Annotated in this window: 12 protein-coding genes; 5 read left to right on the top strand and 7 right to left on the bottom strand. The window is 66.7% G+C overall.

Annotation, left to right across the window (positions count from 1 at the left end; translation table 11 throughout):
- Positions 1-4 precede the first annotated feature (4 nt).
- Together M0R89_RS13940 and M0R89_RS13935 are read right to left on the bottom strand one after the other, a co-directional pair.
- Entirely contained in the window at positions 5-1,096 is a 1,092-nt protein-coding gene (locus M0R89_RS13940; RefSeq protein ID WP_248649687.1) for a DNA topoisomerase IV subunit A, read from the bottom strand.
- Entirely contained in the window at positions 1,093-3,501 is a 2,409-nt protein-coding gene (locus M0R89_RS13935; RefSeq protein ID WP_248649686.1) for a DNA topoisomerase VI subunit B, read from the bottom strand. Before M0R89_RS13935 ends, M0R89_RS13940 begins: the two co-directional genes overlap by 4 nt.
- A gap of 248 nt (positions 3,502-3,749) precedes the next feature.
- Between M0R89_RS13935 and M0R89_RS13930 the strand changes: the two genes are divergently transcribed.
- From M0R89_RS13930 to M0R89_RS13920, 3 genes are all read left to right on the top strand, one after another.
- Positions 3,750-4,451: a YqjF family protein gene (locus M0R89_RS13930; RefSeq protein ID WP_248649685.1), complete on the top strand. Its 702-nt coding sequence runs from the start codon at positions 3,750-3,752 to the stop codon at positions 4,449-4,451.
- 385 nt (positions 4,452-4,836) lie between these two features.
- Complete coding sequence (locus M0R89_RS13925; protein ID WP_248649684.1) at positions 4,837-5,658, top strand: ABC transporter ATP-binding protein; 822 nt, start codon at positions 4,837-4,839, stop codon at positions 5,656-5,658.
- A gap of 25 nt (positions 5,659-5,683) precedes the next feature.
- The gene (locus M0R89_RS13920) at positions 5,684-6,436 is read left to right on the top strand and encodes an ABC transporter permease (RefSeq protein ID WP_248649683.1); all 753 of its coding nucleotides are present in this window, start codon (positions 5,684-5,686) and stop codon (positions 6,434-6,436) included.
- 1 nt (position 6,437) lies between these two features.
- Here M0R89_RS13920 and M0R89_RS13915 read toward each other — a convergent pair whose 3' ends face one another.
- The 5 genes from M0R89_RS13915 to M0R89_RS13895 all read right to left on the bottom strand — a co-directional run bounded on the left by M0R89_RS13915 (position 6,438) and on the right by M0R89_RS13895 (position 12,863).
- Positions 6,438-7,253, bottom strand: coding sequence for an ABC transporter permease (locus tag M0R89_RS13915; protein WP_248649682.1), 816 nt, complete (start codon positions 7,251-7,253; stop codon positions 6,438-6,440).
- Entirely contained in the window at positions 7,253-8,446 is a 1,194-nt protein-coding gene (locus tag M0R89_RS13910; RefSeq protein WP_248649681.1) for an ABC transporter substrate-binding protein, read from the bottom strand. The genes M0R89_RS13915 and M0R89_RS13910 overlap by 1 nt, the downstream gene beginning before the upstream one ends.
- Positions 8,447-8,580: 134 nt before the next feature.
- Positions 8,581-9,492, bottom strand: coding sequence for a hypothetical protein (locus M0R89_RS13905; protein WP_248649680.1), 912 nt, complete (start codon positions 9,490-9,492; stop codon positions 8,581-8,583).
- 327 nt (positions 9,493-9,819) lie between these two features.
- Positions 9,820-11,922: an outer membrane protein assembly factor BamB family protein gene (locus M0R89_RS13900; protein ID WP_248649679.1), complete on the bottom strand. Its 2,103-nt coding sequence runs from the start codon at positions 11,920-11,922 to the stop codon at positions 9,820-9,822.
- 2 nt (positions 11,923-11,924) lie between these two features.
- Positions 11,925-12,863 (bottom strand): twin-arginine translocation signal domain-containing protein, encoded by a 939-nt coding sequence (locus tag M0R89_RS13895; protein ID WP_248649678.1) that lies wholly within the window; start codon positions 12,861-12,863, stop codon positions 11,925-11,927.
- A 295-nt stretch (positions 12,864-13,158) separates the two neighbouring features.
- Here M0R89_RS13895 and M0R89_RS13890 point away from each other — a divergent pair, with 295 nt between their 5' ends.
- Together M0R89_RS13890 and gyrB are read left to right on the top strand one after the other, a co-directional pair.
- Positions 13,159-14,052, top strand: a complete 894-nt coding sequence (locus M0R89_RS13890; protein WP_248649677.1) for a mechanosensitive ion channel family protein — start codon at positions 13,159-13,161, stop codon at positions 14,050-14,052.
- Between the two features lie 99 nt (positions 14,053-14,151).
- Positions 14,152-16,071, top strand: a complete 1,920-nt coding sequence (gyrB, locus tag M0R89_RS13885; protein WP_248649676.1) for a DNA topoisomerase (ATP-hydrolyzing) subunit B — start codon at positions 14,152-14,154, stop codon at positions 16,069-16,071.
- The last annotated feature ends 1 nt before the right edge of the window (position 16,072 follow it).

Genomic DNA, 16,072 nt, shown 5'->3' with positions numbered 1-16,072 from the left:
CGGACTACAGCACGCCCATCGCGTCGAGTCGCTCGGGCAGGTAGGTCTCGGTCACGAAGTCGAGACCGTGAGACGCCAGCGACTGCTGTTCGGACTTCTTCTCGATGTCCAACTGAATCTCTATCTGTTCCTCCCAGTAGTCGGTCTGGAAGCGCGGGTCCTCCAGTTCCGATTCGAGGGCGTTCACGTCGGAGTCGCTCAGGGGGTCGGTCGGCAGGTCGTACTCCACGATGTCCTCGGGTTGGATGCCGATGAATTGGGCCTCGGGCGTGGCGAGGTACTCGCTGAGGTGGGCCGACTTGATGGACCCGTACGCCACCGACCCGAAGATGCGGTACGACCACGGGTCGCCGTCAGTGAACACCGTGACCGGCAGGTCGAGTTCGTCGTGGAGGCGCTTGGTGATGCGTCGAGTCGCACGCGCCGGTTGGCCCTTGAGGTGGACGACGATGGTGTTGTACTCCTCGTCGAAGCCGTTCTCGACCAGTCGGTCCCGCATGCCACCGGTCTCCACGCAGAGGACGAAGTCCGCGTCGTGGTCGAGGAACTCGATGGTGTCGGGGTTGTTCGGAATCTGGTAGCCGCCCTCGCCCACGTCCTCCTGACAGTGAATCTCGCGCTCGCCCCGGCGGGTCTGCTCGCGGAGGTAGAGCGGTCCCATAATGGTCGCGCCCGACTCCTCGGGGCGCATGTGGAAGTCCTCGCGGGTGACCTCCGAGACGATTTCGAGGTCCTCGACCAACTGGTTCGACTCGTCCTGCGAGGAGAACTGCGCCTCGTTCACGTCCCAACTCTCGCTCAGATAGTAGAGTTCACGCAGGGTCGAGGAGCGGTCCTCCTCCAACTGCTCGGAGAGGAAGTCGATAGTGTATATCGCCTTCAGGAGTTTACGAGCGCCCCGGACGCTGTTGGCGCTCCGGGTGCTCTCGCGGTCGCCGTACACCCACACGTCCTCGTCCTCGTCGAAGACGATGTTGCTCTTGGTCCGTGTCGGGACCGACATTTCGGGGATTTCGCCCCGCTCGAACTGGTCGTAGAACTCCGCCGCGAGGTCGATGAGTTTCTCTTGGGCTTCTGCTTCGTTGTCTGCGCTCATTGGTTTACCGTGAGTTTGGGGTCTTCGATTCCTTCGACGCTAACGTCGAACTCTGCCTCTCCGTCCACTTCGTACTCCAGAACGGCCTCGTCGCCGCTCTCGACAGTCGGCGACCACTTGACGAACCACTCGCCGTCCATGTCGACGGCGGTCGCACCGTCCGAGAGGTTCTGCGGTTGCGCGCTCACGATGTCGGTAATCTCGGGCGAGGCGTTCGTGCTGGTGTTGTTCTCTACCGAGAGCCGAACCGTTCCGTCCTCCACCTCGCGCTCCACGAGGACGTTGTTCATGATGCGGGCCAGCGCGTCCTCGTACTGCGGCTTGCTCTGGTCGGTCACGTCGGCCAACTTCTCGGCCATCTCCGGCAGGATGGAGGCGATGACGTTCTGCTTCTTCTTGCGCTTCTCCAGCGACTTGCGCTTGTTGAGGTACGACTTGAGTTCGCGTGCGGCCTCCCGAATCGCAAGTTCGATTTCGTCCTCGATTTCGGGGACGTTGGCGATGGCGTCCTTGCTCTCGCTGGTGAACGGCACGTTGGTCGAGGCGACGTGGACCATGATGACCGCCGGGCCGTTCGGGATGCCCGACCCGCCCGGTTGGCTGAGGTTGTAGTTGCGCCACCCGATGGACTTGACCACGTCGGTCGTCGCGCAGGCCCCGCGCTGGTAGACCAGCGGGACCCGGTTGGCGAACCGCAGGACTTCCGCTTTGCCGTCCTCGTCCAACTCGCCGCCGTAGGCGATTCCGGCCTCCACGATGAACGGGTCGCCCCCGTGAACGTCGGCGTCGCGGGTCGAGGCGGCGTAGAAGTCGGCGTCGTACTCTTTCCGGAGTCCGGCCTCCACCAGTTCGTCGGTGATGGGCGACAGGCAGTTGGTCGGCGGTGAGATGATGTCGGTGTCTTTCATCGACTCCAGCAGGTCGCTGGACATGTCGCGGTCGTCCACGAACTCCCGGACCTTCGGCACCTCGTCGGGGACCGTGACCATCGTGTTCCAGACCTCCATCACGACGTTCTCGCGGGCCGTGTCGCCGATAGTCGCGTCGTCGTACTCCTCGGTCTGGTCGGCCGCGCGGTCGACGTACTCCCGGACCTCGTCGTGAGTGGCCCGGTCGCGCTCGCGGCCCTTCTCGAAGCGCTTGGCGAGGCGTTCGGCGAGACCGTGGACCGTCTCGTCGTCCTTCCGGGTGCTGGTCGCCTTGTCGACGAGTTCGTAGAGGTCGCTCGTGCGCTCGTCGGTGAGTTCGCTCCACGCCGCCTCGACGGCCTTCTCCCGTACGGTGTCGCCGAACGTCTCGCCGTGGTCGTCGCCGACCGACTCGGCGGTCTCGGCGACGATTTCGACCAGTTCGCTGTGGGCGACCCGGTTCCGAGCGGTCACTGCCTCCGCGACTTCGTCGCCGAACGTCGCGGTCGCGTCAGCGCTTTTGTTCGAGACCGCGTTCGCGACAGCGCGCGCGAGGTCGGACTTCTCGTGAGACTGGGGCGGTCGCCACGCGGCTTCGCGGCCGAGGTGGCGGTCGCGGAAGTTGTCGAGGATGGAGTCGGCGGTCTTCCGACCGACGCGGGTGAACTCCTCTTGGACGAAGCCGGAGACGCTGTGGGAGTCGGTACTCGCCAGCATCTTCAGCACCGTGCCGAGTTCGACGCCGTGGGGGTGCGGGCGAATCTCCTCGGTCTCGGCCGGGAGTTCGGCGCGGTCGGCCCGCCGGAAGTGCTGGGGTTCGTCCATGCTCGGCTCGCGGTACTCGATGCGAGCGTGCGGGTTGACGACTGCCGTGTGCTTGATGTAGCGCTGGAGCTGCTGGCGGGCGCGCATGTTGGCCTCCATCTCCAACTCGATGCGCGTCCCGTGGGTGTCGTTGACGTGCTTGCCCGCGGGCGGCGTGTCGGACTCGTCTTTGATTTCGGGTTCGTTCTCGTCGGTGTCGATGATGAGTTCGAAGTACTGCTCGGTGCCTCCTTCGGTCTTGCTCGTGATCTTGGCGGGCTTGCCGGAGGTCAACTGAGAGTAGAGGACGGCGGCCGAAATCCCGATTCCCTGCTGACCGCGCGATTGCTCGCGAGCGTGGAACCGCGACCCGTAGAGGAGCTTTCCGAACACCTTGGGGAGCTGTTCCTTGGTGATGCCGGGACCGTTGTCCTCGACGACGAGGGTGTAGTAGTCGCCCGCGTCGTCGATTTCGACGTAGATGTCGGGCTTGATGCCAGCCTCTTCGGTCGCGTCGAGGGCGTTGTCGACCGCCTCCTTCACCGCCGTCACCAGCGCCCGGGCCCCGCTGTCGAACCCGAGCATGTGCTTGTTCTTCTCGAAGAATTCGGCGATGGAGATCTGTCGCTGGCTCTCGGCCAGCTCCTCGGCGATCCCCTCCTCCTCGCCGAGCGTCGACTGGATAGATGGCATTCTGTAGTACGTCGTAGCCGCGTAGATGTTAAAGGCTTCTCGGTGGCAAAGCGAAAGTGAAAACCATGAATAAATCATATACTGGGATAGAGAATCGGCCTAAACGTAGTCGGTTTCCCGGCCGCGCCGCATCGCCGTCGAATCAGGTCGAATCCCCGCGTGGGTCGGCAGTACGCCTCCCTTCAGACGCAGAACGGGTAGTACCATGTGTCCCGAAGAGATTTTTGTACGGGTCGCGGAGTGAGTCTATGGTCGTTGCGCTGGAGATGGGATGGCGACACCTTCTCTTCGAGAACTGGCGGGTCGACCCGGAGGTGATGGACGCCCACCTGCCCGACGGGTTCGCCCCCGACGAGTACGACGGGTCGGCGTGGCTCTCGGTCATTCCGTTCACCAACGTCGCCGTCCGGCCGAGAGGAGTCCCCGAAGCGTTCGGTATCCGACTCCCCGAACTCAACCTCCGGACGTACGTCACCCGCGACGGCGTCCCGAGCGTCTACTTCTTCAGTCTCGACGCGCAGGGTATCGCGAGCGTTCTCGGCGCGCGCCTGTTCCATCACCTGCCCTACTACTACGCGCGAATCGCGCTGAAGTGGGAAGACGGCCGAGTGCGGTTCGACAGTCGCCGTCGGCATCCGGGTTCGCGACCCGCACGCTACGCGGGAACGTACGGCCCGTCCGGCGAACCGTTCTCGGCACCCGACGACCCATTCGGAGCGTTTCTCGTCGAACGCTATCGGTTCTACACGGAGGCACAGGATGGGTCGGTTCGGTACACGGACGTTGACCACGACCCGTGGACGTTGTACCCCGCTACCGCCGACATCGAGGCGAACACGCTCCTCTCGGCCCACGGTTTCGCACGACCGGACGACGACCCGGTGTACTACTACAGTCCCGGACTCGACGTGGTCGCCTCCCGGAGTAAACGCGCGGACGCACTCCGATAGATTCGCCCGGTGCAGTCCGCGTCGTGTCGGCCGGCTTGGTGGTCAAGCCGGCACTTTCGGACTGGGCGGATAACCGGCGATGAGACATTCCGAGCCATTCTTTAGAAATAAAATTGTTTGTATTCCACATATATAGTCACGTTCTGTCCAGATACTGAAGGTCGTGCGACGCGCTCCGCCGGAGGAAACCCCCCGATGTGACACGGGCAACCGGCCCGGCAGGACTCCGAATAGTGGCGGTTCGGGCGCGACGGACGCCGCCGACGGGATGTCCGACTCCCAGACGACGGGGTGACGCGACCGTTTCGGTCCGAGTGCGGGGCGAGCGCGGTCGTCGCGGGCGAAAACCACCTATGGCTCCGGACCGTTACGTTCCACGAACTCGATGGGAGGAGACGAAACCGGCGCGCGAGCGACGGACGAACCGGGCCGCGAGCAGAGACAGTACGGCGAGACCGCGATTCGACTCGACGGCGTGACGGTCGATTTCGAGGGCGTCCGCGCCCTCTCAGACGCCGACCTCCGGGTCGGCAAGGGGGAGTTCGTCACGGTCATCGGCCCGTCGGGGTGCGGGAAGACGACCATGCTCCGGACGGTCGGCGGCCTCCAAGACCCGACCGCAGGCACCGTCAGCGTCGGCGGCGACCCGCCAGACCGCGCCAGAGCGGCGGGCGAGTTCGGCTTCGTCTTCCAGCGCCACGCCCTGCTCCCGTGGAAGTCGGCGCTCGACAACGTCGTCTTCCTCCGGAAACTGGCCGGGAAGTCGCCCGACCGGGAGCGCGCCCGCGACCTGCTGGAGACGGTCGGTCTCGCGGGGTTCGCGGACGCCCGGCCCGCCGAACTCTCGGGCGGGATGCGCCAGCGGGTCGCCATCGCGCGAGCGCTCCACCTCGGTGCGAGCGTCCTCCTGATGGACGAACCGTTCGGCGAACTCGACGAACTCACCCGCGAGGAGATGGGCATCGAGGTCCGGCGCGTCTGGCGCGAGGAGCGAAAGACCGTCCTTTTCGTGACCCACAGCGTCCCGGAGGCGGTCTTTCTGGCCGACCGGTGCGTCGTGATGAGCGACCACCCCGGCGAAATCGAGGGCGTCTTCGACGTGGAGTTGCCCCGACCCCGCGACGAGTCCGTGTACGGCACGACGGCGTTTCAGGAGCAGGTCGCGCGGGTCCGGACCGCGCTCCACGAGGGGTACGAACTCCGATGAGACGAGTAGCGACGACTTCGGAGCCGTGAGTTACGCCGACCGAGTTCCGGCCGCGCGGTTCTCGCTTCCGGCGGGAGGGCTTGCCGTCGGCGTCCTCGCGTGGTGGGCCGTCGTCGTCCTGCTCGACGTGCCGCCGTATCTGCTCCCCTCGCCCGCCGCAGTCGCCGACCGACTGCTCGCGCGGCCGGGACTCTACCTCCGGAACGCGCGAATCACGCTCGAAACGATTCTCGCGGGCGGTGCGGTCGGCGTCCTCTGCGGGTTCGGCGCGGCCGCGGTCGTGGTCCACTCGACGGTCCTCCGGCGCGCGCTCGCCCCCTACCTCGTCACCGCCCGGGTCCTGCCGAAGATAGCGGTCGCGCCGCTCCTGCTGGTCTATCTGGGGACCGGCGCGGGGACGGCGGTGGCGTTCGTCTCGCTCGTCGCGTTCTTCCCGACGTTCGTGAGTTCGGCGTCCGGACTCCGAGAGACGCCCGAGGAGTACCTCGACCTGCTCCGGTCGGTGGACGCCGGTCCCGTTCGCACCTTCCTCTCGGTCCGGATTCCGGCCGCGCTCCCCGCCGTCTTCGCGGGCCTGAAGCAGTCGGCCGCGCTCGCGGTGGTCGGCGCGGTGGTCGCAGAGTGGATTCTGACCGACGCGGGTCTGGGCTATCTGATTCTCGTCGGCGCGGAGAACGTCCAGACCGACGTGGTGCTGGCCGCGGTGGTGGTCCTCTTCGCCGAGGGGATGGCGGTGTACGGCGCGGTCGCGGCGGTCGAGAACCGACTCTCGTGGTGAGCTACCCCCAGTCCACCCGGCGCTCGGCCAGCGCCGGAACCAGATAGAACGCGACGCCCAGCAACGCCAGCACGAACAGCGCCGCGACCATGCGGGCGGTCTGAAGCCGCGTCGAGGCCCGGAACACCCGGTAGCCGATGCCGGCCTTGAGCGTGAGGAACTCGGAGACCACCGCGCCCACGACCCCCGCGGCGGCCGCGATTTTCAGACCGGCGAACGCTTGGGGCGCGGCCGCGGGGAGTCGCACCCGGAGATACCGGTCGGCCGACGACGCGCCGACCGACCGCGCCAGCGCGAGGTACTCGTCGGGCGTCGCGGCCAGTCCCTGATGAGTCGCTATCGTCACCGGGAACACCGCCAGCGTCGCCGCGAGCAGGGCGCGGGCCGGAACACCGTCGCCGAACCACCGGAAGAGGAGCGGTGCGACCGCGACGACCGGAACCACCCGGAGCGCGACGACGTAGGGCCGGACCACCGCGCGAGTCGTCTCCGACACCGTCATCGCCGTCGCGAGCAGGACGCCGACCAGCGCGCCGCCGAGGACTCCCAGACCCGCCGTGACGGCGGTGACGCCCGCCGCGCCGACGAGCGCGGGCCAGTGGTCGGCGAGCGCCCGCCCCACGTCGAACGGAGTCGGGAAGATTACGTCCGGGACCGCCGCGGTCCGGGCCGCCGCCCACCACGCGACCACCGCGAGTACGGCGACTGCGAGCGGCGGCCCGGCCCGCGCTGCGAGCGCCGACGCCGACCCGGCCGCGCGCCGTGCGACCGCGTCCGGCGCGGACGCGTCGGACGGTGGCGACCCCGAGGAGTTCATCAGTGGCTACCGCCGGTGGTAGTGGTCTCCGAGGCGGTCCCGGGGGTGGTCGTCTCCGACGCCGCGCCGGACGTAGCGTTCCCCGACGCGGTGCCCGCGGCGGTCGTTCCCGACCCGCCTCCGGAGGTGGTGGTCCCGGAGAGCGTCGACTCGGGCGGCGAGACCTGCGCGGCGTATCGCCCGACGTACTGGTAGTCCGTGTCGAGGTACTCGTTGGTCCAGACCGTCGCGGGGTCCACCTCGCCGCCGAGCAGTTCGGCGTCGCGGAGCGCCTCGTACATCGTCTCCCACGGCTTCGCGTTGCTCCACGCGAACCCCTGCTGGCGGACCGTCTGAGAGAGGACGTACTGGCTGGCCATCTCGACCCACTTGGCGCGCTGGACCTCGGCGGTCTCCTTGAGCGCGGAGTTGGCTTCGATAAGCCTGTCGGTCGCCTTCCGGGGATTGTTCGTGGCCCACGCCGCGCCCCGAGCGGTCGCGTTCAGGAACCCGCGGACCGTCTCGGAGTTGTCGGTCGCGAACTCTTCGTTCGTGGCCACGACGTGGCCGTAGGAGGGGATGGTCTTCGCGACCGGAATCGAGTAGACCGCCTCGGCCTTCGGCCGGGTAGCCACCGCGTCGGCGAACACCCCGCCCGCGGCGTCGATTTTCCCGCTGAGAAGCTGTTGGACCGTGTCGAACCCGGTGTCGACGAGTTCGACCTCCGAGAGGACGCCTTTCTCCTCCAGCAGGAGTTTCGTGAGTATCTTGACCATCCCGGGACCGGTGCCGACCGTCTTGCCCGCGAGTTGGTCCACGCTGGTCAACTCGCCGCCGAAGGTCTCTCGCGTCGTGAACAACACGACCGGACTCCGCTGCATCATCACGCCGACCGACTGGGGCGAGAGGCCCCGCGAGTTGACGTTGAGTATCTGGCTCGCGCCGGTGACGCCGAACTCGACGTTGCCCAGACCGACCTGCTTGGCCGAGAAGTCCGACCCCTGTCCGGCCTTAATTTCCGTCAGGTTCACGCCCTGCTCCTCGTAGTAGCCCCGCGCCTTCGCGGCGTAGTAGGGCACGTGAAGCCCGTTCGGCTTCCAGTTGAGCAGGAGGCCGACCCCCTGCGATTGGCCCGCGGTGACGCGGACCGCTCCCGTCAGTCCGACCGCCGAAACACCTGTCGCTCGAAGGAACTCTCGTCGTGTCTCCCCCATCGTTTCCCTCGGAACCACGGGTGTCAGCGACATAATCGTTCGGGCGGACCGCGGGGCGGGACCGAGCGGTTGGGCCGGTCGGACTCAGCCCCGCCGGTCGTATCCGATCCCGTCGAGATTCAGTTCCCGTCGGACTAGTTGGTCTCCGTGGTGGTCGTTCCCTCGTCCGTAGCACCGCTTCTGGCCTCCGCCGGAATCGTCGACGTTTCGGTCGTCTCCTCGGCCCCGGTCGTCTGGGCCGTTCCGTTCGCGGCCGCGGTGGTCTGGGTCGTCTGGGTCGTCTCCGTAGCGGTCTGGTTCGTCTGCGCCGTCTCGGCACCCGTCGAGACGCCCGTGACGTTCAATCGCGTGAGGTTCGCGCCCTCGACCACGACGCTCTCGGCCGAGATTGCGGGCTGACCCTCGGACGCCGTTCCGTTCCCGGACTGCCCGCCGGCCCCGACCTGCGCGCCGACCGAGACGTTCCGGGCCGCGCTCGCTCGGACGGTCGCCTGCTCGATTTCGAGACCGTTGACGGTCTGGTTCTGGAGGACCGCGAGGTCCATGACGAGTCGGGTGTCGAGTCGCAGGCGACCCGACTCGTTCAGGAGGGCGGTCGCCAGCGACTCGTTGTTGATGCTGACGTTCTCGAGCGTCAGGTCGGTCACGGTGCCGGACGCCTCGATGCGCCGGACGGAGACGCCCTCGTACGTCCGGTTGGTCGCGTTCTCGCCCGAGGTGTTGACGACGGTCAACTCCCCGATGTTGGCGTCGAGGACCGTCGCGTTCCGGAGGACGAGCGTATCTATCGTGACGTTCCGGGCGGTCACGTTCGTCGAGTCCTGCGCTCCCCCGGCTTGCGCCGTCGCCTGCGCGGTTCCGTTCTGTGCCGTCTCCTGTGCGGTTCCGTTCTGGGTCGTCGTCTCTTGGGCCACGTTCTGCGCCGTCTCCTGCTCGGCCACGTCCGCAGTCCCCGTCGCGAGCGGACCGGTCGAACCGACCGCGACGCCGCCCGCGAGGACGACCAGCGTAGCTATCAGTGCTATCAGTGTCGTCGTGTCGCTCATGCCGGCGTGTCTATTCCGGGCGTTCTGATAAACGCCGGACACCGTTCGATATCCCGCGGGACCGTCCCGGCGCGTCGTCCCGGATTACACTCGGATTTCGGCCTCCGAAGCGGAGTTAGAGCCGGGTTAACTCGGCGTGACGGGCGCCGCTCGGGACGCCCGGCAGACGCCGGTCGGGCGGGAACGGACCGCTACCGGCGGACGCCGCCGGTCGGACCGGAACGGTCGCCGAGCGTCCACGTCGAGTCGTCCCAGTTTCGCGCGACGCGCCGCGCTGAAGTCGCGAGTCGGAAAAGAGGCCGCGGTCTCAGTTCGGGTCGGCGTCGGTCACTCGTCGAATCCGCCCGACGCCCAGACCGTAATCTCGTCGTCCGCCGCCACCGCGACGTACTGGGTCTGCTCGACCGGGTCGTCCCACACCACCGGCGCGGGGGTGATGCGGTCGGCGTCGGTCTCGGCGCTCCAGATGCGCTCGCCCGTCTCGGTGTCGAGCGCGTAGACGTGTCCGCCCGAGGACGGGACGAACAGGACGCCGCCCGCCGTCGCGGTCGTTCCGCCCGGCCAGATGCGCCAGTGGGACCACGAGGAGTTCACGTCCGGGAGTTCGGTCCGCCACGCGAGGTCACCGGTCGCGGGGTCGACGGCCTGCACGTACGCGTTGTGGGAGGTGTCCTCGGAGGCGAGTCGCGACCCGCCCTCCGCGAGCGAGATGTCGCCCTTCGTCGTGTACTCCCAGTCGGGGTCGTAGGACACCCGCTGGGCCGCTTCCACCGCCGCGATGTAGCGCATACCGGTCTCCGGGTCGTAGGCGCACGGCGGCCACTCGGTCGCGCCGATGGTGCCCGGCCACGCCGTCGCGGCGTTCTCCCGGCCCCGCGGCGGGAGCGCGAGGAAGTGTTCTGCCCACTCGTGGTCCTGCTTCGTCCACGGCGCGGTGCGTTCGAGGAGACGTCCGGTCTCGGCGTCGTAGACGTAGGTCCACCCGGCCTTCTGGTCGGTCGAGACCGCACGCCGGGTCTCGCCGTCGACTTCGATGTCGAAGACGGTCGGGGTGGCGTGACTGTCGTAGTCCCAGAGTTCGTGAGGAATCTGTTGGCTGGCCCACTTGATGTTCCCCGAGTCGAGGTCGACGGCGACGATGGAGTTGGAGTGGTGGTTCGGCCCGGGCCTGACGAGTCCGTTCATCATCGGGCAGGGGTTGCCCACCGCGTAGAAGACGTTGTTCGTCTCGGGGTCGATGGAGGGACTCATCCACGGGGCGTTGCTGGCGAACCGCCAACTGTCGCCCACCCACGCGTCTTTGGGAGCCATGTTGACCGTCCACTCCACGTCTCCGGACTCGGCGTCCACCGAGGAGGCGACGCACCACCCGCCGAAGTCGCCGCTCATCCCGACGAGAATCCGGCCGTCGTAGGCGATGGGGGCCTGACTGATGGACATCCGCTTGGGTTGGTCCATCTCGCGCTGCTGTTCGTCGGTCAGCATCAGCGTCTCCCACTGCTTCTCGCCGGTGTAGCGGTCGAGTGCGACGAGATACGAGTCGGTCGTGGCGAGGAACACCTTGTCCTTCCACACGGCGACGCCCCGGTTGCGGCCGGTCTGTCCCGCGGCGTCCTCGGGGAGCGCGTACTTGAACTCCCAGTACTTCTTCCCGTTCCGAGCGTTGGCCGCGACGACGGAGAGGTTACTGGTCGTGTAGTACATCACCGGCGGGTCCGACGGGACGATTATCGGGTTCGTCTCGAGGCCCGCGCTGTCGGTCGGAATGGTGTACTTCTGTTCGAGGCTGGCGACGTTCTCGGGGTCGAGTCGGTCGACGGGCGTGAACCCGCGCTGGCCGAGTCCCTTGTCGTAGTGGAGCCACGAGTCGCGGCGCTCGCTGTCCTCCTCTAGCAGGTTGGTCGTGACCGGAAGCTTGGGGATGTCGCCCTGCGCCGCTCCGGGGCCCGGTGGCTGTTGGAGTTTCCCGCCCTGCTGGTCGGCGGGACTCGGGGCTTCGCCCGCGATTTGCACGTCGCCGACCATCGAGTTGGGGTGGATGGTGCAGATGTACTGAGACATCTCCTCGGTCGCCGTGAACACCAGCGTGGCGGTTGCGCCCTCCGCGGAGTACACGTCGGTCCCCACGAGCCGATTTCCGTCGGCGTCTTGGATGACGAAGTTGTGGGGCGCGCCGTCGATGTTCTCCCAGCGAACCCGGTAGCGGTTCCCGGCCTCCAGTTCGAGCGTGGGATTCACCTGCCCCTCGATTCGAGGGGGTTGGCGCGCGTGCCACCCGGAGATGCCGCCGCCGAACACGTACTCGACGTCGTACTCCTGCATGTAGTCGACGTGTTCGTCCTCGCCGCGGGCCTCCGGCCCGGTGTCGATGTAGTGGGGTCGCTCTTCCGGTTCGATCTCCTCGTTCTCGGGGTCGATGTCGGCAGCCATTGTTAGTTGGGAATCTCCAAGTCGTTGTCTCGTTCGGCGCGCATCTCCTCGCTGACCCAGTAGGCGTCCTGCGGGAGCAGGTTCTGGGCGACGGCCTGCAGGGCGAATCCGCTCGACAGCAGGCCGGCGAGTTCGTCGTCGGCGGTGTCGTCATCGGGGTCGGCGATTCGCCGCGCTCCGTCGACCATCAGGTCGAACCCGGCCGCCATCGCCCGGCCGTCCCACGTCGCGTCGGCCAGAATCTCGTCGGTCAGGATGACGCCGTTCCGCCAGAGGTGGTCGTCTAAGTCCTCCAACCAGAGCAGAACGCCGCCGGCGGCCGCCTTCGTCATCGGGGGGATGTACTCCCCGACCTCCATCTGTTCGCGGGGGAGTCGGTCGGTGCTGACCCAGTGGCGCCCGCCGAGTCGCTCGCGGTGGTTCACCACGGTCGCCAGTAGGTCCACTAGTTCGTCCTCCGCGAAGTCGAGGTCGGACAGCGACCCCGCCAGTCCCTCGCTGACGACGAAGCGCCGGACGCTGTCCTCGACGTACCCGGGGTCGAAGTCGGGCAGTCGCTCGGTCGTACTCTGGAAGAAGCCTACTTCTCCGAGGTGGTCGTACACCGGTCGGGCGGCCGACGCGACCGCCGCGAACTCCTCGCGCGGCCCCGCGTCGGCACCGGGGAGGCCCCGTTCGGGAACCGCGGTCAGGTCGGCCGCCGCGGTGGCGAGTTCGGCGTGACCGTCGGCCAGCAGGCCCCGGTCGAGCGACCCCGCCAAGTCGCTCCGAATCGCCTCGCCGACGGACGCGAGTTCGGCGGTCTCGCCGGTCTCGACCGCGTCTCGAACGTCGTCGAGCGTCGCGCCACCGGCCGCGACCGCACCCCCGACACCGAGCGCCTTCAGGAACTCCCGTCGCTGTTCGTCAGAAATACTCCGCTCTCTGTGGCCGTGAACCATGCCTCCGAAGAGAGTGTCGGAAGCGGGATAAGCCACCATTTCCGTTTCCCTCGGTTGCAGGCTTCAAGCACTCGTTCGGGAGGGACAGACGGGTTCCGCGACCCCGGGTTCGGGCCGGTCTCGGAGTCCGAGTCCGACTCCTCGCTGTCGGCCGTTTCCCGTTCGCTGGCCGCGTCCGACCGCGGGCGAACTGGGATTTTCAATCGACAGGAAACGAATTCGACGCGACGCTCCCGGTCGTAATCGCTCGTTTCGGCCCGAATCCATTTACCGAGTGTCGGCGAACTGCCACGAGATGGTTCCGTTACAGCAGTTCGAACTGCCGACCACCACCGAGGAGTTCCTGGCTCAGTTCGGCGGTCTGCTCTGGGACGTCGCGGTCTTCGTCGTCGCGTTCGCGGCGGTCTATCTCCTCGGGCGGTACGTGCTGGTTCGGTTGGTCCGGCGGTCGCTGTCGGCCCGGGGGTTCGACACGGCGGTGGTCCAGTTGGCCACGACGACGGCGGGCGCCGTCGCGCTCTTCGTCGCCGTCGCGGTGGCGTTCACGGTCGCGGGGTTCGGTAGTTTTCTGGCGGCGTTCGCCACGCTCGGGGGCGCGTTCGCGCTGGCGCTCGGGTTCGCGGCGCAGGACCTCGTCGCCAACTTCGTCGCGGGCGTCTTCATCCTGAAGGACAAACCCTTCGAGGTCGGCGACTGGATAGAGTGGAACGACATGTCGGGAGTCGTCCGGCAGGTGGACCTCCGTGTGACGAAGGTCGAGACGTTCAACAACGAGGTCATCACGGTGCCCAACTCCGAACTCGCGAACAACGCCGTGACGAACGCGATGGCCAACGACAGACTTCGACTCCAGTTCGTCTTCGGCATCGGCTACGACGACGACATCGACGCGGCCCGCGAGATAATCCTCGAAGACGCCCGGTCGCTCCCCGACGTGCTGGACGACCCCGAACCGTCGGTCCGGACGACCGAACTCGCCGACTCCTACGTCGGTCTCGAATCCAGAATCTGGATAGCGGACCCGGGCCGGGGCAAGTTCAAACAGGTCCTCTCGGAACACGTCGAGGGCGTCAAAGAGCGGTTCGACGACGAGGGCGTCGAGATGCCGTACCCCTACCGAGAACTCACGGGCGGTATCTCCATCGACGAGGTGAGCGAACTCGACCAAGTCGACGTGGCCCCGGAATAATTGTCGCTTTCCCCTCGTTTTCTCACGGGGGTGACACCGGTCGCGCGCGCGTGTGCGAGGGATTTATCAGGACGGAACTGCTACGCTGAATCAGGTTTTATGAGTCAGGAAAGTGAATACGGGGCCGGGCAAATTCAGGTTCTCGAAGGCCTACAGGCGGTTCGAAAACGCCCGGCGATGTATATCGGTTCTACCGACACACGGGGTTTACACCACCTCGTGTTCGAAGTAGTTGACAATTCTATCGACGAGGCCCTCGCCGGTTACTGTGACTCGATTGATGTGAATATCCACGACGACGGGTCGGTCAGCATCGCCGACGACGGTCGGGGCATTCCCGTGGACACCCACGAGGAGTACGACAAGCCCGCGGTCGAGGTCATTCTGACCGTCCTCCACGCGGGCGGGAAGTTCGACAACAAGTCCTACCAGGTGTCCGGCGGACTCCACGGCGTCGGCGTCTCGGTGGTCAACGCGCTCTCGGAGCGCCTCGAAGTCGAGGTCAAGCGAGACGGCGCGCTCTGGCACCAGGAGTTCGAGCAGGGCGAACCCGTCACGCCTCTCGAACGCGTCCGGGACCTCGAACCCGACGAGGAGACCGGGACCGAGATTCGGTTCTGGCCCGACGGCGACATCTTCGAGACGACCGAGTTCACCTACTCGACGCTGGAGAGTCGCCTGCGCGAACTCGCCTTCCTCAACTCCGGGGTCCAGATCGGACTGGACGACCTCCGCGACGAGGACGGCAACTCCGACACCTTCGAGTACGAGGGCGGGATTCGGGAGTTCGTCGAGTACCTCAACGAGACCAAGACGCCGCTCCACGAGGAGGTCATCTACTTCGAGGACGAGGACCAGAACATTCAGGTCGAGTTGGCGATGCAGGCCACCGACGAACTGCAGGGGTCCATCCACGCGTTCGCCAACAACATCAACACCCGCGAGGGCGGTACCCACCTCACCGGGTTCAAGACCGCTCTGACGCGATTCGTCAACGACTACGGCAACGAGAACAACCTCTTGGGCGACTTGGACGAGAATCTCAAGGGCGAAGACGTGCGGGAAGGTCTGACGGCGGTCATCTCGGTCAAGCACCCCGACCCGCAGTTCGAGGGCCAGACCAAGACCAAACTCGGCAACAGCGAGGTCCGGGGCATCGTGGAGTCGGCGATTCACGAGGGACTCTCGACGTACTTCGAGGAGAACCCCTCGACCGCCGAGGCCATCGTCTCGAAGGCCGTCGAGGCCGCGAAGGCCCGGAAGGCCGCGAAGAAGGCCGAGGAACTGACCCGACGCAAGAACGCGCTCGCGTCGACCGCGCTCCCCGGTAAACTCGCGGACTGTCAGAGCCGCGACCCCTCCGACTCGGAACTGTTCGTGGTCGAGGGCGACTCCGCCGGCGGGTCGGCAAAGCAGGCCCGCGACCGGGAGTTTCAGGCCATCCTGCCGCTGTTCGGCAAGGTCCTCAACGTCGAGAAACACCGCCTCGACCGGGTGCTGGAGAACGACAAGATTCGGAACCTCATCACCGCCATCGGCACCGGCGTCGGCGACGAGTTCGACCTCGACGACGCGCGCTACCACAAGATAATCATCATGACCGACGCCGACGTGGACGGTGCCCACATCCGGACGCTGTATCTGACGCTGCTGTACCGGTACATGCGGCCGCTGCTCGAAGCGGGGTACGTCTACGCGGCCCAGCCGCCGCTGTACCGCATCCGGCACCGCGGCGAGACGTACGACGCCATGACCGAGGAGGAGCGCGACCGCATCATCGAGGAGAAGTGCGACGGGACTCCCTCGCAGGTCCAGCGGTTCAAGGGACTCGGCGAGATGAACCCCGAGCAGTTGTGGGACACGACCATGAACCCCGACAACCGCATCCTCAAGCAGATTACCGTCGAGGACGCGGCCACGGCCGACAAGATGTTCTCGGTGCTGATGGGTGACGCGGTCGAACCGCGCAAGCAGTTCATCAAGGAACACGCCACGGAAGCGGACTGGGTTGACATCTGAT

The organism is Halorussus limi, assembly GCF_023238205.1.
In the GTDB taxonomy this organism is placed as follows: Archaea; Halobacteriota; Halobacteria; order Halobacteriales; family Haladaptataceae; genus Halorussus; species Halorussus limi.
Note: the sequence above shows the minus strand (reverse complement) of the source record. Positions and strands in the feature narration are given on the sequence as shown.